Raw genomic sequence first — 19,573 nt, 5'->3', positions numbered from 1 at the left:
CCGCGAGCCCGCCTTGCAGCGGACGGCACGATGGTAACTGAAACGCACGACCCGATGCCCGGCGTCACGCCTGCCGGTTATTATCGGGCACTCTTTTCCCGCCAGACAGACCATGCTCCAGTATCCCGAGTTCGACCCCATCGCCCTGCGCATCGGCCCCTTGGCCATCCACTGGTACGGGCTCATGTATCTCGTCGGCTTCGCCCTCGTCTACATGCTGGGACGCTGGCGCATCACGCGCGGCCACACCACTTTCCTCACGGTGCGCGACCTCGAGGACCTGATCTTCTACAGCGTGCTGGGCGTGGTCCTGGGGGGGCGCCTCGGCTACGTGCTGTTCTACAAGCCTGGCCACTACCTGACCCATCCGCTGGAGATCTTCTATCTCTGGGAAGGCGGCATGTCGTTCCATGGCGGCCTGCTCGGCGTGATCCTCGTGCTGGCCCTGTTCGCACGCAAGAAGGGGGTTTCGCTGTTCAAGCTGGGCGACTTCATCGCGCCGCTGATCCCGCTGGGCCTGGGCGCCGGCCGCCTCGGCAATTTCATCAACGGCGAGCTGTGGGGCCGCCCCACCACGGTGCCGTGGGGCATGGTGTTCCCGCACGCCGGCGACATGCCTCGCCATCCGTCGCAGCTCTATGAACTGGGGCTCGAGGGCGTGGTGCTGTTTGCGCTGCTGTGGTGGTTCTCAAGCAGGCCGCGCCCCACCGGGCAGGTCAGCGCGCTGTTCCTCATGGGCTACGGCACTTTCCGCTTTCTGGTGGAATTCACCCGCGAACCCGACAACTTCCTGGGACTGCTGGCCGGAGGCATGAGCATGGGACAGTGGCTGTCCCTGCCCATGATGGCGATCGGCCTGGCAATGTACGTGGTCACTGCAAGGAAATCGTCCCGTTCACCGACACGCTGACGGTGACGTCGTCTGCCTCGAGCGGCACATCGGCCGCCCGGGCTTCCTTGGCCATCATCATGGGCGCGGCCATGGCGCGCGGCATGGGCGCCGGCGCGCCGGCGCCGCCCAGGTGGATCTCGACCAGGCGGTAGCCGGTGAAGCCGAAGGCATTGGTGGCGGCCAGCGCGCGCTCGCGGAATGCATCGGCCGCCTGCTTCAGCAGCTTGCGTTCTTCGGCCTCGCGCGCTTCGCGCGACAGCGTGAAGACAATGTTCGAGATGGCAGTCTTGTCGCTCAGCTTGGAAGCCAGCGCAGATGCCGCGGCGAAATCCTTGGACTCGAGCACCACCTGCCCCTGGCCGCGCCAGTTGACGATCTTGCCCTTGTCATTGGTGTTGGGCCAGACATTGAAGCCGCCCGTACGCACGTCCACGTCCTGCGTACCTCGGGCACGCTTGACCACGTCGTCGAGCGCGTTGGTGAGAGCCTTGCCGGCGGCCGGCTGGTCCGGCCCTTCGACTTCGGCCGACAGCGTGATGCGCACGGTGTCCTGCATGACCTCGGACGAGGCCGTGGCCTGCAGGCTGAGGCGGGGCGCCTGCGCGGACGAAGCCGGCGCCGCAGTGGATTGCTCCTGAGCATCGGACTGGGCCTGAGCCGGGGCGTAGGCTCCGAGGGCCAGCGCGGCGCAGCAGGCAGCCGCCAGTTTGTTCAGCGTAAACGCGTGACGTCCGGACATGAAAAACCTGTGTAGGGAAGAAAGGATGCGGGGCCTTGCCCCGCCGCTGGCGGCAGGCCTGCCATGCAGGCCCACCGAAGAAATGCCCCGCCTGTGCCGTCTAGGCCGGCATCTCGAACCGTGAGGTTCAAGTGGTCGCGATCAGAAGAGCGTCGGGTTCGTCTCCGGAGAGACAATCGCTCCAGCTCCACACTCACGCAACCTGTTGCCATAAGACATAGGTTCAGAGAATGTATGGCCGAGTCACGAGCACGGCAGGGACAACCTGAGAATACTACATGGCAGGATACGGCTGTGTGTCGGGATGTGCGCCGACCGGGCATCGTTCCTGCATGAACCCCGAAAAAGCCCTGGAGCAGCCTTCAAGGCCTAGAGCAGCTTTTCCTGGCCCGACAGCGCGTCGTCGAGCATCAGGTTCATTTCATCGATTCTACGCTTGAAGTCGCCGACTGCCAAACCGCCCAGCGGGCCGTCAGGGGCCTTCATGGCAAGCAGTTCACCGGCGATCTGCAGCGCGGCCATGACTGCGATGCGCTCGTTGCTGGAAATCTTGCCCGTGCCCTGTATGCGCAGCATGAGCTGGTCGACATGGCGCACCGCCGCCAGCAGCATGGGCTTTTCGTCGGACGAGCAGGCCAGCGAATAATCGCGGCCCAGTATGGTGACATCCACGCGTTCCATCAGGCTTGATCTCCTATCGCGCCGCCCGGCATGCGGGCCAGCACGGCGTCGATACGCTCGCGCGCCGACGCGGCGGCGGTGCGCAGGCGCTGGAGGTCGGAATCGCGGCTTTGCAGCGCATTCTTCAGTTCGGTTTCCCGGTTGCTCAGCCGGGCCTCGAGCGCCTGGCGCGCAGCCACCTCGCGCGCGAGTTCCTCGCGCAGCGCGCTTTCGCTCTGTTCGCGTTCGGCGCGCAGCGTTGCCACCAGCGCATCATGTTCGGCGACGCGCGCCTGAAGCGCCTGCAGCTCGGCTTCGCAATCGGTGCAGCGCTGTTGCAGCGCGCGCTGCTGCCCCTCACGATCATTGAGCTGGCCGCGCAGCGCGTCGCGCTCGGCGTGGAGCTGGCGGGTTCGTTGCACCAAGTGCCCGATGCGGGCGGCGAGTTGGTCTAGGTCTTGCAGCATGGGCGCTATCGTAAACCATCCGGCGTCGGACGGCGATGCCGCACGCACGCAGAGAAACACGGCAATATTCGGTAGGAATCGAGGCCGGAAGCAAGCTGGAGAGGCTGCTTCCCGGCGCTTTCTCGAGCCTTTCCGCATGCTTTCAATCTGCTTTCAAAATTGCCTTCAATCGGCTTGCAGCGCCTCCGGCCCCATAAAAAATTCTGCTTTTCTAGGGAAAACCCCCATAGTTGCGCCGATCCTCAGGGTAGGCAGCCCCCTGCCCCTCCTTTACCATTCGCGCTTCAAAAAATCGCGGGGACTGCGTTCCCATCGACAAAAGTAGCGGCACATCGAATGCCGCATGCGCCCGCCGTCGCTCGGCACGCCGGGTGGTGTTACCCAATACACGCTGTACAACAGGAGCCAAGCCAACCATGCAGCTACGCAACAAACAGGACTTCTGGGCCGGACTGATGTTCGCCGCCATAGGCCTGGGGTTCGCCTTCGGAGCGACCCAATACCAGATGGGCACGGCCGCCCGCATGGGACCTGGATACTTCCCCTTCTGGCTGGGCATCTGCCTGGCCCTGCTGGCCGCGGTGGTCACGCTGTCCTCGCTCTCGCCCAAGGCCCAGGAAACCGAGGTCTCGCGCTTCGACTTCAAGATCCTGTTCATCGTCATCGGCTCGGTCGCGCTCTTCGGCGTGCTGCTGCGCCCCCTCGGGCTCTACCTCTCGCTGTTCATCCTGGTCATCCTCAGCAGCTTCGCCAGCCATGAGTTCAGCTGGAAAGTCGCGCTCGCCAACGCCATCTTCCTGGTGGTGTTCTGCTGGCTCGCCTTCATCAAGGGCCTGGGCCTGATCTTCCCGCTCTGGCCCGCCTTTCTCGGCATGAACTGAGGAGACACTCCATGGAATTGCTGCACAACCTCGCCCTGGGGTTCTCGGTTGCGTTCACCCCCGAGAACCTGCTCTACGCCCTGCTGGGCTGCATCCTCGGCACCCTGGTCGGCGTGCTGCCGGGCCTGGGCCCGGTGCCCACCATCGCCATGCTGCTGCCCATCACCTATGTGCTGCCGCCGGTGGCCGGCCTGATCATGCTGGCCGGCATCTACTACGGCACCCAGTACGGCGGCTCCACCACCGCCATCCTGGTGAACCTCCCGGGCGAGACCTCCGCGGTCGTCACCGTGCTCGACGGCCACCAGATGGCGCGCAACGGACGCGGCGGCGCCGCGCTCTCGCTGGCGGCCATCGGCTCGTTCTTCGCCGGCTCCGTGGCCACCATGCTGATCGCCGCCTTCGCGCCCCCGCTGGCCGAGGTCGCCTTCGAGTTCGGCCCCGCCGAGTACTTCTCGCTCATGGTGCTCGGCCTGGTCGGCGCCGTCGTGCTCGCCTCCGGCTCCCTGCCCAAGGCCATCTGCATGATCCTGCTCGGACTGCTGCTGGGCATGGTCGGCACCGACGTCAACTCCGGCGTCGCGCGCTACGACTTCGGCATCCCCGAACTGCAGGACGGCATCGACTTCGCCATCGTCGCCATGGGCGTGTTCGGCCTGTCGGAAATCATGGCCAACCTCGAGCTCAAGGACCAGCGCCCCGAGCTCACCGACAAGGTCGGCTCGCTCTACCCCAACAGGCAGGAGATCCGCGAGGCCGCGCCGGCCATCGTGCGCGGCACCGCGCTGGGCTCGGCCCTGGGCATCCTGCCCGGCGGCGGTTCGGTGCTCTCGGCCTTTGCCTCCTACACCCTGGAGAAGAAGCTCTCGAAGAACCCCGAGCGCTTCGGCAAGGGCCACCCCGCCGGCCTGGCCGGCCCCGAGTCGGCCAACAACGCCGGGGCGCAGACCTCCTTCATCCCGCTGCTGACCCTGGGCATCCCGGGCAACGCCGTGATGGCCCTGATGGTCGGCGCCATGACCATCCACAACATCCAGCCCGGCCCGCAGGTCATGACGAGCCACCCCGAGCTCTTCTGGGGCCTGATCGCCTCGATGTGGATCGGCAACCTGATGCTGGTGGTGCTGAACCTGCCGCTGGTGGGGGTATGGGTCAAGCTGCTGAAGGTGCCCTACCGCATCCTGTTCCCGGCCATCCTGGTGTTCTGCTCGATCGGCGTGTATTCGCTGAACTACAACGTCTTCGACCTGTACGTCATGGCGGTCTTCGGGATCATCGGCTACGTGTGGTCCAAGCTCAAGTGCGAGGGCGCCCCGCTGCTGCTGGGCCTGGTGCTGGGCCCCATGATGGAGGAGAACTTCCGCCGCGCCCTGCTGCTCTCGCGCGGCGACTACGGCACCTTCGTCGAGCGCCCGCTGTCGGCCTCGCTGCTGGGCGTGACTGTGTTCCTGATACTCCTGGTGGCCCTGCCGTCGATCCGCAAGAAGCGCGAGGAAACCTTCGTCGAAGAAGGCTGACCCCCGGCCGATACGCCTGCGTATCATCCAAGACCGGACCCCGCGGGGTCCGGTTTTTTGTTTCCGGGCTTGCATGAGGCATGGCTGCCTGCTTAAAATTGAGTGATTACTCAATCAAAGAATGCCATGGCTCGCCCCCGCAGCACCGACAAGCAAGAGGCCATACTGCACAGCGCCGCCCGCGTGGTCGCCCAGGCGGGCGTGGCTGCGCCCACTGCGCGCATTGCCAAGCTGGCCGGGATCGCCGAGGGCACGCTGTTCACCTACTTCCCGAACAAGGACGCGCTGCTGAATGCGCTGTACCGGCACCTGAAACTGGACCTGCGCGATGCCATGATGCCGGGCTGTCCGGAAGGCGGCAGCGCGCGGGACCGCCTCTATCATCTCTGGCAGGGCTATGTGCGCTGGGGGGCCGAACATCCCGAGGGCTTCCGCGCCGTGATGCAGCTGGCCGTATCGGAAAGGGTGGGCGAAGAAGTGCGCGCCGAATGCCACCAGGCCTATTCGTTGCTGCGCGACGTGCTCGAAGAAAGCGTGACCAGCGCTTCCCTGAAAGCCGCGCCTCCGCTCTTCGCGTCAACCCTGATGGGCACCATGGCAGAAACCACCATCGGCCTGATGACGCGGGATCCTGCCAACGCAGCGAAGTACGCGGACGCCGGCTTCCACGCCTACTGGAACGCAATCACGGGCGCGTGAACACGCGGCTTGCGATAGCGCAGGGCGCTCGATTAATGAGTGAGTACACAATCATAGAGGGATCCAACATGGCGAAAGTATGGCTGATCAGCGCTACGGGCACCGAACTGGGCCGGCACATCGCCGAGGAGGCACTGTCGGCAGGGGAGCGGGTGGTGGCCATCGCAAACGGCCCGGACGGCCTTGCCGGCCTGCAGGCCCGATACCCGGATCGTTGCCGCGTGCTGGGGCTGGACGGTACCCTCCCCTCGCAGGCAGAAAGGGCCGCCCAGGCAGCCTTGGAAACCTACGGCCGCGTCGACGTCCTGCTGGCCCACGGCGGCCACGGCCAGCTCGCGCCGTTCGAACAGACCGACGATGCGGCGTTCCGCGAACAGCTCGACGCGAACCTCTATCCGGTCGTCAACCTGGCCCGGGCCGTGCTGCCCATCATGCGCCAGCAGCGCAGCGGTCACGTCCTTACCGTGGCGTCGGTGGGGGCCCGGCTGGGGTTGCCCGGCATGGTGGCCTACCAGGCCTCGCAGTGGGCGCTGGGCGGATTCTCCGAATCGCTGGCGCGCGAGGTGGGGCCGCTGGGCATCCGCGTCTGCTGCATCGAGCCGGGCGACCTGCATACTGCGGTCCGGGTGCGCGCCGACGACGAACATGCGTGGCTGCCCGAATACGCCGCCACGGTAGGCACGAACGGCCGCCAGCTGGGTCTGGCGGCACAGGAGTGCGGCGATCCGCGGCGCGTCGCCCAGGTGATACTGCGCCTGGCCTATCACGACTCCCCGCCTGCGCACCTGTTGCTGGGCAGCGATGCGCTGCAGCATGCAGGGCGCGCCGACGTCGAGCGCACCGAGGCCGAACTGCGCTGGCGCGCCGTGACCCTGGGCATCGACCGCAACGCCAGCGTGCCGCTGCCCATGCTGCCCCGGCGCTGACCCGCAGCCCGGCGAGGCCGCAGGAGGCAGGACGGACTCGCGGCGGATTTCCGATTGCGTTAATGTTGTCGCTCGCTGCACGCAACCCCAACACAGACACTGGAGACTTCCGCATGGCATCCATCGGCTCGAAAACCTACGAACCCGTCCCCGCCCAGAAAGTCGCGTTCCTGGGACTCGGCGTCATGGGCCTGCCCATGGCAGGCCATCTCGCCCGTGCCGGCCACGACGTCGCGGTCTACAACCGCACGGCCGCCAAGTCGCAGGCCTGGGTGGCCGAGTTCGGCGGACGCAGCGCCGCCACGCCGCGCGAAGCGGCGGAAGGCGCACAGATCGTCTTTGCCTGCGTCGGCAACGACGACGACCTGCGCAGCGTGGTGCTGGGTGACGACGGGGCCTTCGCCGGCATGGCGCCGGGCGCGGTGTTCGTGGACCACACCACGGCTTCGGCCCAGGTGGCGCGCGAACTGTATGCGGCCGCCAAGGAATCGGGCCTGAACTTCGTCGACGCGCCGGTCTCCGGCGGACAGGCCGGCGCCGTCAACGGCGTGCTCACCATCATGTGCGGCGGCGAACAGGCAGTCTTCGACGCCATCAGGCCGGTGGCGCACGCCTACGGCCGCGCCGTCACCCGCGTAGGCGAGCCGGGCGCCGGACAACTCGCCAAGATGGTGAACCAGATCTGCATCGCAGGCATCGTCCAGGGGCTGTCGGAAGGCATCGCCTTCGGGCAGGCTGCAGGCCTCGACATGAAACTGGTGCTGGACGTGATCAGCAAGGGCGCCGCCCAGAGCTGGCAGATGGAAAACCGCGGCACCACGATGATCGAGGACAAGTTCGATTTCGGCTTTGCGGTGGACTGGATGCGCAAGGACCTCGGCCTGGTGCTGGCCGAGGCGCGCAGCAACCAGGCCCGCCTGCCCCTCACCGCGCTGGTCGACCAGTTCTATGGCGACGTGCAGAAGATGGGCGGCGGACGCTGGGATACCTCCAGCCTGATCAAGCGCCTGCGCGATTGACCCGGCAGGCAGGCCCGGTTTCACGCAGCCTGCGCCGCGCCGATTGCCAGGTGTTCATCGATGCGCCGGCGCGCCACGGCCATGCCCTCGCGCGCGGTGTCTTCGCCCATCGCCAGGCCTTCGGCCGCAATGAACGTCACGTTCGTCATGCCCAGGAAGCCCAGCATCTGCCGCAGATACGGCGTGACGTTGTCCTCGGGCGTGCCGGCGGCCTTGCCCCCGCGGGCCAGCAGCACGATCACCTGCTTGTTTTTCACCAGGCCCTCCGGCACGCCCTGCGGCGTGTAGCGGAAGGTGACGCCGGCACGGGCGATGTAGTCGATGTAGCTCTTGAGCTGGGCCGGCACGCTGAAGTTGTAGACCGGCACGGCCAGCACCACGCGGTCGGCCGCGAACAGCTCGGCCACCACGTCGTCGCCCGGCGCGGCCAGGGCCTGCTGCGCCGGCGTGCGGCTTTCGGCGGGCGTGAACAGCGCCCCCATGACTTCCGCATCGAAGTAGGGCAGCGGTTGTGCGCCGAGATCACGCACCACGACCGGCGCCTGCGGTTCCGACTCCGCGACGCGGGCCAGCAGGTGGTCGACGAGTTCCTTGGAATGGGAACGATCGCCCAGGATCGACGAGAGCACGACCAGGGTATTCATTGAGCTTCTCCGGTGATGGAATCGGGACGACGGCAACACCGTCGTGCATGGCCGACACTGTAGAGGGATCGATTGCCTGCATAAACCCGGGTATGATGAACTGAACGTTCTGTGTATAGAACAATGCCATGCAGGATCTCAACGATCTCTATTACTTCTCGCAGGTGGTCGAGCAAGGCGGCTTCAGCGCCGCGGCGCGGGCGCTGGACATCCCCAAATCGCGTCTGTCCCGGCGCATTTCCCAGCTGGAAGAGCGACTGGGCGTGAGGCTGCTGCAGCGCACGACCCGCCGCCTGCGGCTGACGCTGGCCGGCGAGCGCTATCTGCGCTACTGCCAGGAGATGACCGCCTCGGCCCGCGCAGCCGAAGACGCCATGCGACAGCTGCAGGCCGAGCCTTCCGGGCGCGTGGTGATCAGTTGCCCGGTGTCGCTGGCGCAGCAACTGCTAGCGCCTTTGCTGCCCGAGTTCCTGGACACCTGGCCGGCCGTCTCCGTGCACGTGCTGGTCACCAACCGCAGAGTGGACCTCATCCGCGAGGGCGTGGACCTGGCGCTGCGCGTGCGCAGCCGGCTCGATACGGAAACCGATTTCGTGGTGCGTCGCTTCGGCACGGCCATCGGCACGCTGGTGGCCAGCCCCGCCTATCTGCAACGCCACGGCCATCCCGAAACGCCCCGTGATCTCGCCGGACACCGCATCCTGAGCTTCGACGAACCGCAGGAAGAGGTGGACTGGATATTGCAGGACGGCAGCGGCGAGCAGGCCAGGATCACGCTGCGTCCGCGGCTCTGCTGCAACGATTTCATCGTCCTGACCCAGGCGGCCGTGCGCGGGCGAGGCATCGCGCTGCTGCCGGTGGAAGCCACCCGGGATGCGACGCGCGGCGGGCTGCTGGTACGGGTGCTGCCTGAATGGCGCTCGCCGGAAGGCATCGTCCACTGCATCTACCCCTCGCGGCGCGGCATGATGCCGGCCGTGCGGGCCCTGCTGGATTTTCTGTCGGAGCGGCTGCCCCCCACCTACGCGGTCGAGCCGGGCGATACGCCTACCGCCACTTGACCGCCCCCGCGCCGCATTGCGCCGGTTATGCGGCCGTGGCGGGGGCCGGCGCCGCCGCGGGGCCGTGCGCCAGCGGCATCCAGAGCACAGCGGCCAGCCCGCGCCCGCCCATGGGGTTGGTATCGCCGTCCCGCAGCTCGATGTCGCCGTTGTTGTGCCGGGCGTAGGCGCGCGCGATGGACAGGCCCAGGCCCGAGCCCGAGGCGGACTGGCCGCGGTCTGCGCCGGCGCGGTCGAAACGGGCGAACGCGCGGCGCCGCAGGCCCGCCGCAATGCCGGGGCCGTTGTCGGAAACGCAGACCTCGGCGCGGTTCTCGAGGCGCACCACCGAGACGGTGATGCTGGCCCCTTCCTGGGCATAGTGGATGGCGTTGTGGACCAGGTTGGCCAGGGCCTCGTGCAGCTCGGCTTCGCTGCCCCACACGGGCACTGCAGCCTCGCCTTCGGCGGGCGCCACAGCCGAGGCGCCGACCCAACCGAGGTCCTGGCGCTTCTCGTGGGCCAGCGGCAAATACTCCAGCACGACCTCGCGCGCCACCGCATCCAGATCCAGCCGCTGCCGCGGCGTGCTCTTGGCCTGGCTGGCGTGGGCAAGCGACAGCAGCTGCTCGGTGAGCCGGCGCGTGCGCGCGAGCTGGTCCAGGATGGCGCGCAGGCCTTCCTGAGCCCGCGCCGGGTCGCGTTCGCGCAGCGCATATTGCGCCTGCGTCAGCATGATGGCGAGCGGCGTGCGCAGCTGGTGCGACGCATCGGCCAGGAACTGCGACTGCTCGTCCAGCACGCGCCGGTAACGCTCGATGTGATGGTTCACGGCCTCCACCAGCGGCACCACTTCGGCGGGCACCCGCGCGGCGTCGAGGGGAGTCAGGTCGTCGGGACGCCGCGTGCGGATGTCATTGCGCAAGCGGACCAGCGGCCGCAGCGCCCAGGCCACCCCCCACCACACCAGCAGCACCACCAGCGCCAGCATGCGGGCATCGCGCAGGATCTCCTGACGCTGGGCCTCTTCTTCGGCCGCGACGCGCCGGCCGATGCTCTCGGCCACCACCACCAGCACCTGCCGGTGCTGGCCGCGATAGTGGAGGTCCCGCAGCAGGGCAACCGCCCGCACCGGATCGTTGCGGTAGACGCTGTCGAAGAACACCGGATCGCCGTTGCTCACGGGCCAGACGCCGGGACGCGGCACTTCGGGCATGCCGGCCAGCGTGCGGCCGGGCGACTCGGCCGAGGCCGCGATTTCGCCGGTGCGCGGCGGATCGATCTCCTCGATGCGGAAATACTTGCGCAGGCCGGCCTTGGACTCGAGCATGACCTGCGCATAGAGCGGCGTGACGATGCGCAACTCGCCGTCCTCGCCGAACTCCACGCTGCTCTCGAGTACGCGCGCCGGTTCCAGCAGCGCCGAATCGTAGGCGGCATTGGTGATGGCCGAGAGCGCGCGATAGTCGTTCCAGCTGTCGATGACCAGCAGCAGCACCACCCCGGGCAACAGCAGCGAAATCAGCAGCGCGCGTATGCCGAACACCGGCAGGCGCACCCGGCGGGCTGTGGAGGCGGTCACGATTCAGCGGCTTCGCGCGCGACGCTTTCCAGCATGTAGCCCAGGCCCCGCACGGTGACGATGTGCACGTCGCTGCCTGCGAGCTTCTTGCGCAGCCGGTGCAGCACCACTTCGATGGCATCCGGGTTGGCTTCGCTTTCCTGGGGAAACACCTTGCCGTAGAGCTGCGCCTTGTCGACTGGATAGCCGCTGCGCGCCAGCAGGGCCGCCAGGGCCGCGTGTTCGCGCGGGGTCAGGAGCAGCAGCGAGCCGTCGAGCGTGAAAGCGCGGCTTTCGCTGTCGTAGGCAAGCGAGCCGCACTGCAGCCTGGGCAGCTGGCGCCCGCGGCTGCGGCGCACCAGCGCCATGAGCCGGGCCTCGAGTTCCTCGAGGGCGAAAGGCTTGGTGAGGAAGTCGTCGGCGCCGAGGTTCAACCCGCGCACGCGGTCCTGGAGCGCCCCCTGGGCGGTGAGCAGCAGCACCGGCGTGGGATCGTCGCGGTTGCGCATCTCGCGCAGCAGCACCAGGCCGTGCTTGTCGGGCAGGCGCAGGTCGAGCACGATGACGTCGTACTCGTTGCTCGCCATCAGGCCTTCGGCGGCGCGCGCATCGGCCGCGTGGTCGGGCAGAAAGCCGCTTTGCGCAAGCGCCCGGACCAGCCAGGCGGCCATGTCGCGCTCGTCTTCAACCAGCAATATGCGCATGACCGTCGCTGTCGGCCGTGGCGGAGCCGTCGGCTCCCCGCGGCCCGTGCACGCGCTGGCGCAGGTAGCGGGTTTCGTGGTGGCGCCGGAACAGGATGGACGACAGCTCGTTCAGCGCCTGCGTATAGACCTCGCGCTTGAATTCGATGACCGCGTCCAGCGGCACCCAGTACTGGCTCCAGCGCCAGGCATCGAATTCCGGATGCTGCGTGGCCCGGAGGCAGACATCGCAGTCGCGGCCGACCAGCCTGAGCAGGAACCAGATCTGTTTCTGTCCTTTGTAGTGGCCGCGCCATTCGCGCCGGACGAAATGATCCGGAACGTTGTAGCGCAGCCAGTCGCGCGTGCGCCCCAATATGCGGACATGCTCGGGCCTGAGGCCCACTTCCTCATGGAGCTCGCGATACATCGCCTGCACCGGGCTTTCCCCGTGCTTGATGCCGCCTTGCGGGAACTGCCATGCATGTTCCCGGATGCGCTTGCCCCAAAAGACCTCGTTTTTGCTGTTGACGAGAATGATGCCGACATTGGGGCGGTAGCCTTCACGGTCGAGCATGGGCCACCCCCACCGAATTCAATACAATTACGGTCGATTATACGTATCTGGTGCCACTTTTATATGCGCGCTTCCCATTACCACCTGAACACCCTGAAAGAAGCCCCGGCCGAGGCCGAGGTCGCCAGCCACCAGCTGATGACCCGCGCCGGCATGATCCGCAAGCTCGCGGGCGGGATCTACACCTACATGCCGTTGGGGTTGCGGGTGATCCGCAAGATCGAGCGGATCGTCCGGGAGGAAATGGACGCCGCCGGCGCCATCGAGCTCCTGATGCCCGTGGTGCAGCCGGCCGAGCTGTGGCAGGAATCCGGCCGCTGGGTGCAGTACGGCCCCGAGCTGTTGCGCATGAAGGATCGCCACGACCGCGATTTCGTGCTGCAGCCCACCTCCGAAGAGGTGATCACGGACATCGCGCGCAACGAGATCCACAGCTATCGCCAGCTGCCGGTCAATTTCTACCATATCCAGACCAAGTTCCGGGACGAGCGCCGTCCGCGCTTCGGCCTGATGCGCGGCCGCGAGTTCACCATGAAGGATGCCTACTCCTTCGACCGCGACGAAGCGGGCGCGCAGCGCAGCTACGACATCATGTACCAGGCCTACATGCGCATCTTCGAGCGCCTGGGCCTGGAATTCCGCGCCGTGGCGGCCGACACCGGATCCATCGGCGGCAGCCGCAGCCATGAGTTCCAGGTGATCGCCGATACGGGCGAAGACCTGCTGGTCTACAACCCGGAATCGGCGTATGCGGCGAATATCGAACTGGCGGCCGCGCCCTGCCTGCTGCCCCAGCGGGCCGCGCCGACCGAGGCCATGGAAGCCGTGGCCACGCCCGGCGCCGCCAAGTGCGAAGACGTGGCGAGCCTGCTGGGGCTGCCGCTGGAGCGCACGGTGAAATCCATCGTGCTGGCCACCGAGCCGGCCGACGGACCGGTGCAGGTCTGGCTGCTGCTGCTGCGCGGCGACCACGAACTCAACGAGATCAAGGTCGGCAAGCTGCCCGGCCTGGCAGGCTTCCGCTTCGCCACGGAGGCCGAGATCGTGGCGCACTTCGGCTGCAGGCCCGGCTACCTCGGCCCCGTCGCCACGGCCCGGCCGGTGCGCGTGGTGGCCGATCTCACCGTGGCCAACATGGCCGATTTCGTGTGCGGCGCCAACCGCCCCGACACCCACCTGCGGGGCGTCAACTGGGGGCGCGACCTGCCCGAGCCCGAACTCACCGCGGACCTGCGCAACGTGGTGGCGGGCGATCCTTCGCCCGACGGCACGGGCGTGCTGGCGATCCAGCGCGGCATCGAGGTGGGGCACGTATTCTTCCTCGGCACCAAGTACTCCGAGGCGCTCAAGGCCACCTTCCTGGACGAGACCGGCAAGCCCGCCCTGCTGCAGATGGGCTGCTATGGCATCGGCATCAGCCGCATCGCGGGCGCCGCCATCGAGCAGAACCATGACGACCGCGGCATCGTCTGGCCGCGCGCCATCGCGCCCTTCGAGGTGGTGATCTGCCCCGTGGGCTGGGGCAAAAGTGAAACCGTCCGTGACACCGCCACGCAGCTGTACGAATCGCTGCGCGCGCGCGGGGTGGACGTCATCCTGGACGACCGCGACGCCCGGCCCGGCGTGATGTTCGCGGAATGGGAACTGATCGGCGTCCCGGTGCGCGTAACAGTTGGAGAGCGCGGCCTGAAGGATGGTGTGTTGGAATTGCAGGCCCGCCGGGAAAGCGAAGCCAGCCGGGTCCCCCTGGCCGAGGGCCTGGACCAGGTCCTCGCCAAGCTGGATTCGCTGTAATATCGCGCTCCGCTCCTACCGGCGCACCTGGACCTCCGCCATAGCCATCGTGACAGAACCAACGTCCGCCGAATTCCTGTTCGGCATCCGCGTCTACTACGAAGACACGGATGCCGGCGGGGTGGTCTTCTACGCCAACTACCTGAAATTCTTCGAGAGGGCCCGCACCGAATGGCTGCGGGCGCTCGGCGTGGGCCAGGCCGAGCTGGCCAGGCAGACCCAGCGCCTCTTCGTCGTCCATTCGCTGGACATGGCCTACCGCAAGCCGGCCCGGCTGGACGATCTCCTGACCATACGCAGCCGGATCACACGACTGGCCCGCGCTTCGATACACTTCGCGCAGCGCGCAGAAAGAGACGGGGAGCTGCTTGCCGAAGGCAGCATCCAGGTCTGCTGCGTCGATGCGCAGAATCTCCGTCCAGCCGAACTGCCCGCCGACGTCCGCGTCAAACTGAAATCGATCCAGGGATAATCATGCAAGTCACCAACGACATGTCGTTGCTTTCGCTGATCTCTCACGCAAGCATCCCCGTCCAGCTCATCATGCTGCTGCTGCTGGGCATTTCCATCCTTTCCTGGACCTACATCTTCGCCAAGCGCATGGCCATCCGCCGCGCCTACCAGCAGACCCGGCGCTTCGAGGACGACTTCTGGTCGGGCGGAGACCTCTCCATGCTGCAACAGGCTGTCGCCTCGCGCCGCGAGGAACAGGGTGCGCTGGCGCGCATCTTCGATGCAGGCATGACGGAATTCCTCAAGGCCCGGCGCAGCCCGGGCGGCAGCGACGTCAACGCGCTGCTCGATGGTCCGCGACGCGCCATGCGGGCGGCCTACCAGCGCGAGATGGATGCGCTCGAGTCGCGCCTGAACTTCCTGGCGTCGGCCGGCTCGGTGAGCCCGTACATCGGGCTGCTGGGCACGGTGTGGGGCATCATGCACGCCTTCATCGGCCTGTCCAACATGCAGCAGGCCACGCTCGCATCGGTGGCCCCCGGCATCGCCGAGGCCCTGATCGCCACGGCCATCGGCCTGTTCGCCGCCATCCCGGCGGTGGTGGCCTACAACCGCTTCACCAACGACATCGACCGGCTGTCCATCCGTTTCGACAGCTTTGTCGACGAGTTCCTGAACATTCTGCAACGGCAGGTGCGCTGATGCCCTCTGTACGCTCCGGCGGCCGTCATGGCCGACGCATGAAAGCCGACATCAACGTCGTGCCGTACATCGACGTCATGCTGGTGCTGCTGGTCATCTTCATGGTGACCGCGCCGCTGATCACGCCGGGCCTGATCGAGCTGCCCTCGGTCGGCCAGGCCGCCGAAGTCCCGGCCAAGCCGCTGGAAGTCCAGATCAGCGAAGACGGCACGATCGCGCTGCGCATGCGCGAGCCCGGCGCCACGCCGCAGGACATCGCCCGCGCCGAACTCGTCGACCAGGTGCGTTCGCGCATCACCGCCGAGACCCCCGTGGTGATCGCCGCCGACGGCAAGGTGCCCTATGAGTCGGTGGTGCAGGTCATGGACGAGCTGCGCAACAGCGGCATCACGCGCCTGGGCCTGCTGGTCGACCAGGGCGGCGGCTCCCAGTCACCCCAACCGACGCGCCGCTGAGTCCTCTCGCCGGCAACCCGGTACGCATGCCCATGACGCCACGCCCTTCCTCCCGCTTCACCGATCCGCAGGACCCCTCCGCCCGGGACGACCGCAAGGCCATCGGCCTGGCCATCCTGGTGCACATACTGCTGGTTGCCGCATTGGTCTTGGGCGTGAACTGGCACTCCGAGAATCCCGGCCCGGTACAGGTCGAACTGTGGGCCGAAGGCGACAGCCAGGCTTCGCCTCCGCCCGAGGAGGCCGAAGCCGAGCCCGAACCGCGCGAGGAACCGCCGGCGCCGGCACCCGAGCCGCAGCCCGAGCCCGAGCCCGAGCCGCAACCCCAGCCACAACCCGAACCTCCCCCGCCACCGCCCCCGCAGGAGCAGGTGCGTCCGCCCGAGCAGCCGGACCCCGAGATCGCGCTGGAAGAGGCCCGCAAGAAGCGCGAAGCCGAGGAAGAAGCGCGTCGCGCCGCCGAGGAAGCCAAGGAGAAGGCGCGCCGCGAGGAAGCGCAGCGCCAGGCCGAACTGAAGGAAAAGCAGCGCCTCGCACGCGAGGCGGCCGAGAAGGCCGCGGCGGGAAAGGCCGCTGCGGAAAAGGCGGCCGCTGAGAAGGCGGCGGCCGAGAAAGCCGCTGCCGAGAAAAAGGCGAAGGAAGAAGCGGCCAGGAAGGCGGCCGCCGAAAAGGCTGCCGCCGAGAAGAAGGCGCAGGAGCAGGCTGCTGCCGAAAAGGCCGCGGCGGAGAAGGCCGCTGCCGAGAAAGCGGCGGCTGAAAAAGCCGCTGCCGAGAAGAAGGCCAAGGAAGAGGCCGCCAAGAAGGCCGCTGCCGCGAAGGCCGCCGCCGAGAAGAAGGCTGCCGCCGATCGTGCCCTGCGCGAGGCCTTCCGCAACGACGCCCTCGGCGCGGCCGGCATCCCGGGCGGCACCGCCGACCGCAACCAGGCGGGCGGCGGGCGCGACACCGGTTACGGCGCCAAGGTGCGGGCTTGCGTGCGCCCCGGCGTGTCCTACCCCACGCCGCCGCGCGGCGCCACCAATCCGACGGCCGAATACCGGGTACAGTTAGGTTCTGACGGCAGAGTCAATGGCGTCACGCTGACCCGCTCGTCCGGCATCGCGGGCTTCGACCGCGCCGTCGAGACCGGCATCCGGCGCTGCAACCCGTTCCCCAAGCCATCGACGGGCCGCTATGACCCCGTCATCGATGTTGTGTACCGTATGTATGATTGACAGGAGATCGCCGACCATGACACCCGCCCTCCGCGCCCCCATTCCCGGGGTCCTGCGCATGCATGGCCTCGCGCTCGTGCTGTTGCTGCTGGCCACGCTGCTGGCCTGGCATCCGGCGCGCGCCCAGCTGCGCGTCGACATCTCGGGCACCGGCGCCACCCAATACCCGGTCGCCATTGCCGACTTCGCCGGCACCGATCCGCAGGGCCGCGCCATCGCCGAGGTGATCCGCGCCGACCTCACCCGCACCGGCCAGTTCCGCCTCATCAGCGCAGCCGGCTCGGGCCTGAACGTGGACAGCCCCATCGCGCACGACGACTGGCGCGCCCGGGGCGCCGATTTCCTCGCCTATGGCAGCATCGCGCGCGGCCCCGACGGCCGCTACGACGTGCGCTACCGCCTGGCCGACACGGTAAAGAAGGGCCAGCTCGACGGCGTGGCCTTTTCCGGCACCGAGCAGGAACTGCGCCGGGTGGCGCACCAGATCGCCGACCGCATCTACGAGAAAATCACCGGGGTGCGCGGCGTGTTCTCCACCCGCATCGCCTATGTGTTGAAACAGGGCAACACCTACGAGCTGCAGGTGGCCGATGCCGACGGCCAGAATCCGCAGGTCGCCCTGCGCTCGCGCGAGCCCATCATCTCGCCCACCTGGTCGCCGGACGGCAACCGCCTGGCCTACGTGAGCTTCCACACCGGAAAGCCGGTGGTCTACGTGCAGACGCTGTCCACCAGCGCGCAGGTGCCGGTGGCCAACTTCAAGGGCAACAACAGCGCCCCGGCCTGGTCGCCCGACGGGTCGCAGCTCGCGGTGGCCCTCACGCGCGACGGCCTGTCGCAGATCTACATGGTCAGCGCCGGCGGCGGCTCCAACATGCGGCGCGTGACGCGCTCGCCCGGCATCGACACCGAACCGGTGTTCACTCCCGACGGGCGCTCCCTCATCTTCACCAGCGACCGCAGCGGCGGACCGCAGATCTACCAGACCAGCGTGGACGGAGGCGATGCGCGGCGCCTCACGTTTAATGGTAGTTACAACATCTCACCCCGAATTTCCCCCGACGGATCAACGCTGCTGTACGTTACAAGACGAGACGGCGCGTTCCGAATCGCCTCGTTGAACCTTTCCACGGGCACCGAAACCTTGCTGACCGACGGTCGCGACGACCAGTCACCAAGCTTCGCGCCCAACGGAATGCAGGTGCTCTACGCCGCCGTGCAGAACGGCCGAAGCGTACTTGCCGGTGTATCGAGCGATGGCCGCGTGCGGCAGACGTTGTCGGTCCTGAACGGGGAAATACGCGAACCAACGTGGGGCCCATTTACCCGATAAACACGTGTGACTCTCTCTTCAAAAAGGAACCATCATGAAGTCGCGCATTGCCAAAAGCCTTACTATTGCAGCCTTCGCCGCCTCGCTGGCGGCGTGCAGCTCCGTCCCTCTCGATGAAACGGCCGGTCAAGGCAGCGGCTCTTCGTCCCAGGGCTCGGCCATGAGCGGTGGCCAGGTCATGGACCCTTTCAACCCCAACAGCGTCCTGGCGCAGCAGCGCTCGGTGTACTTCGATTTCGACAGCTACACGGTGTCGGACCAGTACCGCGGCCTGGTCGAAACCCATGCCCGCTACCTGGCTTCGAATCCCCAGCAGCGCATCCGCATCGAAGGCAACACCGACGAGCGCGGCGGCGCCGAGTACAACCTGGCCCTCGGCCAGCGTCGTGCCGATGCCGTGCGTCGCATGATGACCCTGCTGGGCGTCAGCGACACCCAGATCGAAACGATCAGCTTCGGCAAGGAAAAGCCGAAGGCCACGGGCACGTCTGAAGCCGACTACGCGGAAAACCGCCGCGCCGATATCGTCTATCAGCGTTAACATTCTTCTGCGGTAAAGTGCCCCACCCTGCGTCGGGACGGTCTACCGGCCGTCCCGACGTTTGTTTTTGCGAACTGGAAACTTCATGCGAGACCGAGTCCCGACCCTGCGTCCCCTGGCCATGGCGGCCGGCCTGGTGTTCGCCGCCGTGGCGGCGCCGGCCCATGCCTTCTCCGATGACGAAGCCCGCCGAGCCATCCTGGACCTGCGCCAGCAGGTCCAGCAAATGAACGAACAGAATCTGCGTGCGCGCCTGCAGCTGGCCGACCAGATCCAGTCGCTGCAACAGGAAATGGCGCAGCTGCGCGACCAGCTCGAACTGGTGTCGCGCCAGCAGACCAGCGCGCAGCCGGGCGGCCAGCAGCATGCCGGCAACCCACCGGGCGTGGCCGCGGCCGACGCCCAGGAGCAGGCTGCCTACGACGGCGCCATCGACCTGTTCCGCAAGGGCCAATACAAGGAAGCCGCCGAATCGCTGGCCGCCTTCGTCGCGCTCTACCCGAACAGCCCGCTGGCGCCGACCGCCCGCTTCTACCAGGGCAGCAGCCACTACGCCATGAAGGACTACAAGGGAGCCATCGAACGTCTCAACGCCCTGGTGCAGGAAGCGCCGAACGACGAGCGCGCGCCCGACGCCCTGCTCGTCATTGCCGGCAGCCAGATAGAACTGAACAACCGCGCCGGCGCCAAGGCCACGCTGCAGCGCATCGTGCGCGACTACCCCAACGCACAGGCGGCTTCCACCGCCCAGGACCGCCTGCAGCTGCTGCAGTAAG

At 67.3% G+C, this 19,573-nt stretch carries 22 protein-coding genes and 1 other RNA gene; 15 read left to right on the top strand and 8 right to left on the bottom strand.

Annotated features, from left to right (window positions below):
- The first annotated feature begins 112 nt into the window (after positions 1-112).
- Positions 113-910, top strand: coding sequence for a prolipoprotein diacylglyceryl transferase (gene lgt / locus ACYBYQ_RS03210; RefSeq protein ID WP_459616948.1), 798 nt, complete (start codon positions 113-115; stop codon positions 908-910).
- Here lgt and ACYBYQ_RS03205 read toward each other — a convergent pair.
- The 4 genes from ACYBYQ_RS03205 to ACYBYQ_RS03190 all read right to left on the bottom strand — a co-directional run bounded on the left by ACYBYQ_RS03205 (position 873) and on the right by ACYBYQ_RS03190 (position 2,758).
- Positions 873-1,631, bottom strand: a complete 759-nt coding sequence (locus ACYBYQ_RS03205; protein WP_459616947.1) for an SIMPL domain-containing protein — start codon at positions 1,629-1,631, stop codon at positions 873-875. The two genes, lgt and ACYBYQ_RS03205, sit on opposite strands and share 38 nt — an antisense overlap.
- An 80-nt stretch (positions 1,632-1,711) precedes the next feature.
- Positions 1,712-1,895: non-coding RNA, 6S RNA (ssrS, locus tag ACYBYQ_RS03200), on the bottom strand.
- A gap of 105 nt (positions 1,896-2,000) precedes the next feature.
- A complete protein-coding gene (locus tag ACYBYQ_RS03195) occupies positions 2,001-2,312 on the bottom strand; it encodes a cell division protein ZapA (RefSeq protein WP_459616946.1) in 312 nt (103 codons plus the stop codon).
- The gene (locus tag ACYBYQ_RS03190) at positions 2,312-2,758 is read right to left on the bottom strand and encodes a hypothetical protein (RefSeq protein ID WP_459616945.1); all 447 of its coding nucleotides are present in this window, start codon (positions 2,756-2,758) and stop codon (positions 2,312-2,314) included. Before ACYBYQ_RS03190 ends, ACYBYQ_RS03195 begins: the two co-directional genes overlap by 1 nt.
- A 416-nt stretch (positions 2,759-3,174) precedes the next feature.
- Between ACYBYQ_RS03190 and ACYBYQ_RS03185 the strand changes: the two genes are divergently transcribed.
- From ACYBYQ_RS03185 to ACYBYQ_RS03165, 5 genes are all read left to right on the top strand, one after another.
- Positions 3,175-3,639, top strand: a complete 465-nt coding sequence (locus tag ACYBYQ_RS03185) for a tripartite tricarboxylate transporter TctB family protein (RefSeq protein ID WP_459616944.1) — start codon at positions 3,175-3,177, stop codon at positions 3,637-3,639.
- Between the two features lie 11 nt (positions 3,640-3,650).
- Positions 3,651-5,156 (top strand): tripartite tricarboxylate transporter permease, encoded by a 1,506-nt coding sequence (locus tag ACYBYQ_RS03180; protein ID WP_459616943.1) that lies wholly within the window; start codon positions 3,651-3,653, stop codon positions 5,154-5,156.
- A gap of 126 nt (positions 5,157-5,282) precedes the next feature.
- Positions 5,283-5,855, top strand: a complete 573-nt coding sequence (locus ACYBYQ_RS03175) for a TetR/AcrR family transcriptional regulator (protein WP_459616942.1) — start codon at positions 5,283-5,285, stop codon at positions 5,853-5,855.
- Positions 5,856-5,923: 68 nt separating this feature from the next.
- A complete protein-coding gene (locus ACYBYQ_RS03170; protein ID WP_459616941.1) occupies positions 5,924-6,781 on the top strand; it encodes an SDR family NAD(P)-dependent oxidoreductase in 858 nt (285 codons plus the stop codon).
- 113 nt (positions 6,782-6,894) lie between these two features.
- On the top strand, positions 6,895-7,800 hold the full coding sequence (locus ACYBYQ_RS03165) for an NAD(P)-dependent oxidoreductase (protein ID WP_459616940.1): 906 nt from the start codon (positions 6,895-6,897) through the stop codon (positions 7,798-7,800).
- Between the two features lie 20 nt (positions 7,801-7,820).
- Here the strand turns inward: ACYBYQ_RS03165 and ACYBYQ_RS03160 are convergent, their stop codons facing one another.
- On the bottom strand, positions 7,821-8,444 hold the full coding sequence (locus tag ACYBYQ_RS03160; protein WP_459616939.1) for an FMN-dependent NADH-azoreductase: 624 nt from the start codon (positions 8,442-8,444) through the stop codon (positions 7,821-7,823).
- Between the two features lie 128 nt (positions 8,445-8,572).
- On the opposite strand from ACYBYQ_RS03160, the gene ACYBYQ_RS03155 reads away from it, so the two are divergent.
- Positions 8,573-9,505, top strand: coding sequence for a LysR family transcriptional regulator (locus ACYBYQ_RS03155; RefSeq protein WP_459616938.1), 933 nt, complete (start codon positions 8,573-8,575; stop codon positions 9,503-9,505).
- Between the two features lie 25 nt (positions 9,506-9,530).
- Here the strand turns inward: ACYBYQ_RS03155 and ACYBYQ_RS03150 are convergent, their stop codons facing one another.
- From ACYBYQ_RS03150 to ACYBYQ_RS03140, 3 genes are read right to left on the bottom strand one after another with little or no spacing between them, the layout of a single operon-like run.
- Positions 9,531-11,030, bottom strand: coding sequence for a sensor histidine kinase (locus tag ACYBYQ_RS03150; RefSeq protein WP_459618695.1), 1,500 nt, complete (start codon positions 11,028-11,030; stop codon positions 9,531-9,533).
- Positions 11,031-11,062: 32 nt separating this feature from the next.
- Complete coding sequence (locus tag ACYBYQ_RS03145) at positions 11,063-11,749, bottom strand: response regulator (RefSeq protein WP_459616937.1); 687 nt, start codon at positions 11,747-11,749, stop codon at positions 11,063-11,065.
- Positions 11,730-12,305 carry an RNA pyrophosphohydrolase gene (locus ACYBYQ_RS03140; protein WP_459616936.1) on the bottom strand — a complete coding sequence of 192 codons (576 nt, stop codon included), beginning with the start codon at positions 12,303-12,305 and terminating at the stop codon, positions 11,730-11,732. The genes ACYBYQ_RS03145 and ACYBYQ_RS03140 overlap by 20 nt, the downstream gene beginning before the upstream one ends.
- A gap of 63 nt (positions 12,306-12,368) precedes the next feature.
- Between ACYBYQ_RS03140 and ACYBYQ_RS03135 the strand changes: the two genes are divergently transcribed.
- The 8 genes from ACYBYQ_RS03135 (at position 12,369) to ybgF (ending at position 19,572) form a co-directional block, all read left to right on the top strand.
- Positions 12,369-14,099, top strand: coding sequence for a proline--tRNA ligase (locus ACYBYQ_RS03135; RefSeq protein WP_459616935.1), 1,731 nt, complete (start codon positions 12,369-12,371; stop codon positions 14,097-14,099).
- Between the two features lie 49 nt (positions 14,100-14,148).
- On the top strand, positions 14,149-14,571 hold the full coding sequence (gene ybgC, locus ACYBYQ_RS03130) for a tol-pal system-associated acyl-CoA thioesterase (protein ID WP_459616934.1): 423 nt from the start codon (positions 14,149-14,151) through the stop codon (positions 14,569-14,571).
- 2 nt (positions 14,572-14,573) lie between these two features.
- Positions 14,574-15,254, top strand: a complete 681-nt coding sequence (tolQ, locus tag ACYBYQ_RS03125) for a protein TolQ (RefSeq protein ID WP_459616933.1) — start codon at positions 14,574-14,576, stop codon at positions 15,252-15,254.
- The gene (gene tolR, locus ACYBYQ_RS03120) at positions 15,254-15,709 is read left to right on the top strand and encodes a protein TolR (RefSeq protein ID WP_459616932.1); all 456 of its coding nucleotides are present in this window, start codon (positions 15,254-15,256) and stop codon (positions 15,707-15,709) included. Before tolQ ends, tolR begins: the two co-directional genes overlap by 1 nt.
- Positions 15,710-15,741: 32 nt before the next feature.
- A complete protein-coding gene (gene tolA / locus ACYBYQ_RS03115) occupies positions 15,742-16,923 on the top strand; it encodes a cell envelope integrity protein TolA (RefSeq protein WP_459616931.1) in 1,182 nt (393 codons plus the stop codon).
- Positions 16,924-16,939: 16 nt separating this feature from the next.
- Entirely contained in the window at positions 16,940-18,256 is a 1,317-nt protein-coding gene (gene tolB / locus ACYBYQ_RS03110; protein WP_459616930.1) for a Tol-Pal system beta propeller repeat protein TolB, read from the top strand.
- Between the two features lie 34 nt (positions 18,257-18,290).
- Positions 18,291-18,797, top strand: a complete 507-nt coding sequence (pal, locus tag ACYBYQ_RS03105) for a peptidoglycan-associated lipoprotein Pal (RefSeq protein WP_459616929.1) — start codon at positions 18,291-18,293, stop codon at positions 18,795-18,797.
- Positions 18,798-18,882: 85 nt separating this feature from the next.
- The gene (gene ybgF / locus ACYBYQ_RS03100) at positions 18,883-19,572 is read left to right on the top strand and encodes a tol-pal system protein YbgF (RefSeq protein ID WP_459616928.1); all 690 of its coding nucleotides are present in this window, start codon (positions 18,883-18,885) and stop codon (positions 19,570-19,572) included.
- The last annotated feature ends 1 nt before the right edge of the window (position 19,573 follow it).

This window comes from Bordetella sp. 2513F2 (assembly GCF_054642735.1).
Note: the sequence above shows the minus strand (reverse complement) of the source record. Positions and strands in the feature narration are given on the sequence as shown.

Excerpts from the sequence above, each read along its gene's own strand:
- lgt (WP_459616948.1), top strand. The coding sequence starts at position 113 with ATGCTCCAGTATCCCGAGTTCGACCCCATCGCCCTGCGCATCGGCCCC.
- ACYBYQ_RS03205 (WP_459616947.1), bottom strand. The coding sequence starts at position 1,631 with ATGTCCGGACGTCACGCGTTTACGCTGAACAAACTGGCGGCTGCCTGC.
- ACYBYQ_RS03195 (WP_459616946.1), bottom strand. The coding sequence starts at position 2,312 with ATGGAACGCGTGGATGTCACCATACTGGGCCGCGATTATTCGCTGGCC.
- ACYBYQ_RS03190 (WP_459616945.1), bottom strand. The coding sequence starts at position 2,758 with ATGCTGCAAGACCTAGACCAACTCGCCGCCCGCATCGGGCACTTGGTG.
- ACYBYQ_RS03185 (WP_459616944.1), top strand. The coding sequence starts at position 3,175 with ATGCAGCTACGCAACAAACAGGACTTCTGGGCCGGACTGATGTTCGCC.
- ACYBYQ_RS03180 (WP_459616943.1), top strand. The coding sequence starts at position 3,651 with ATGGAATTGCTGCACAACCTCGCCCTGGGGTTCTCGGTTGCGTTCACC.
- ACYBYQ_RS03175 (WP_459616942.1), top strand. The coding sequence starts at position 5,283 with ATGGCTCGCCCCCGCAGCACCGACAAGCAAGAGGCCATACTGCACAGC.
- ACYBYQ_RS03170 (WP_459616941.1), top strand. The coding sequence starts at position 5,924 with ATGGCGAAAGTATGGCTGATCAGCGCTACGGGCACCGAACTGGGCCGG.
- ACYBYQ_RS03165 (WP_459616940.1), top strand. The coding sequence starts at position 6,895 with ATGGCATCCATCGGCTCGAAAACCTACGAACCCGTCCCCGCCCAGAAA.
- ACYBYQ_RS03160 (WP_459616939.1), bottom strand. The coding sequence starts at position 8,444 with ATGAATACCCTGGTCGTGCTCTCGTCGATCCTGGGCGATCGTTCCCAT.
- ACYBYQ_RS03155 (WP_459616938.1), top strand. The coding sequence starts at position 8,573 with ATGCAGGATCTCAACGATCTCTATTACTTCTCGCAGGTGGTCGAGCAA.
- ACYBYQ_RS03145 (WP_459616937.1), bottom strand. The coding sequence starts at position 11,749 with ATGCGCATATTGCTGGTTGAAGACGAGCGCGACATGGCCGCCTGGCTG.
- ACYBYQ_RS03140 (WP_459616936.1), bottom strand. The coding sequence starts at position 12,305 with ATGCTCGACCGTGAAGGCTACCGCCCCAATGTCGGCATCATTCTCGTC.
- ACYBYQ_RS03135 (WP_459616935.1), top strand. The coding sequence starts at position 12,369 with ATGCGCGCTTCCCATTACCACCTGAACACCCTGAAAGAAGCCCCGGCC.
- tolQ (WP_459616933.1), top strand. The coding sequence starts at position 14,574 with ATGCAAGTCACCAACGACATGTCGTTGCTTTCGCTGATCTCTCACGCA.
- tolR (WP_459616932.1), top strand. The coding sequence starts at position 15,254 with ATGCCCTCTGTACGCTCCGGCGGCCGTCATGGCCGACGCATGAAAGCC.
- tolA (WP_459616931.1), top strand. The coding sequence starts at position 15,742 with ATGACGCCACGCCCTTCCTCCCGCTTCACCGATCCGCAGGACCCCTCC.
- tolB (WP_459616930.1), top strand. The coding sequence starts at position 16,940 with ATGACACCCGCCCTCCGCGCCCCCATTCCCGGGGTCCTGCGCATGCAT.
- pal (WP_459616929.1), top strand. The coding sequence starts at position 18,291 with ATGAAGTCGCGCATTGCCAAAAGCCTTACTATTGCAGCCTTCGCCGCC.
- ybgF (WP_459616928.1), top strand. The coding sequence starts at position 18,883 with ATGCGAGACCGAGTCCCGACCCTGCGTCCCCTGGCCATGGCGGCCGGC.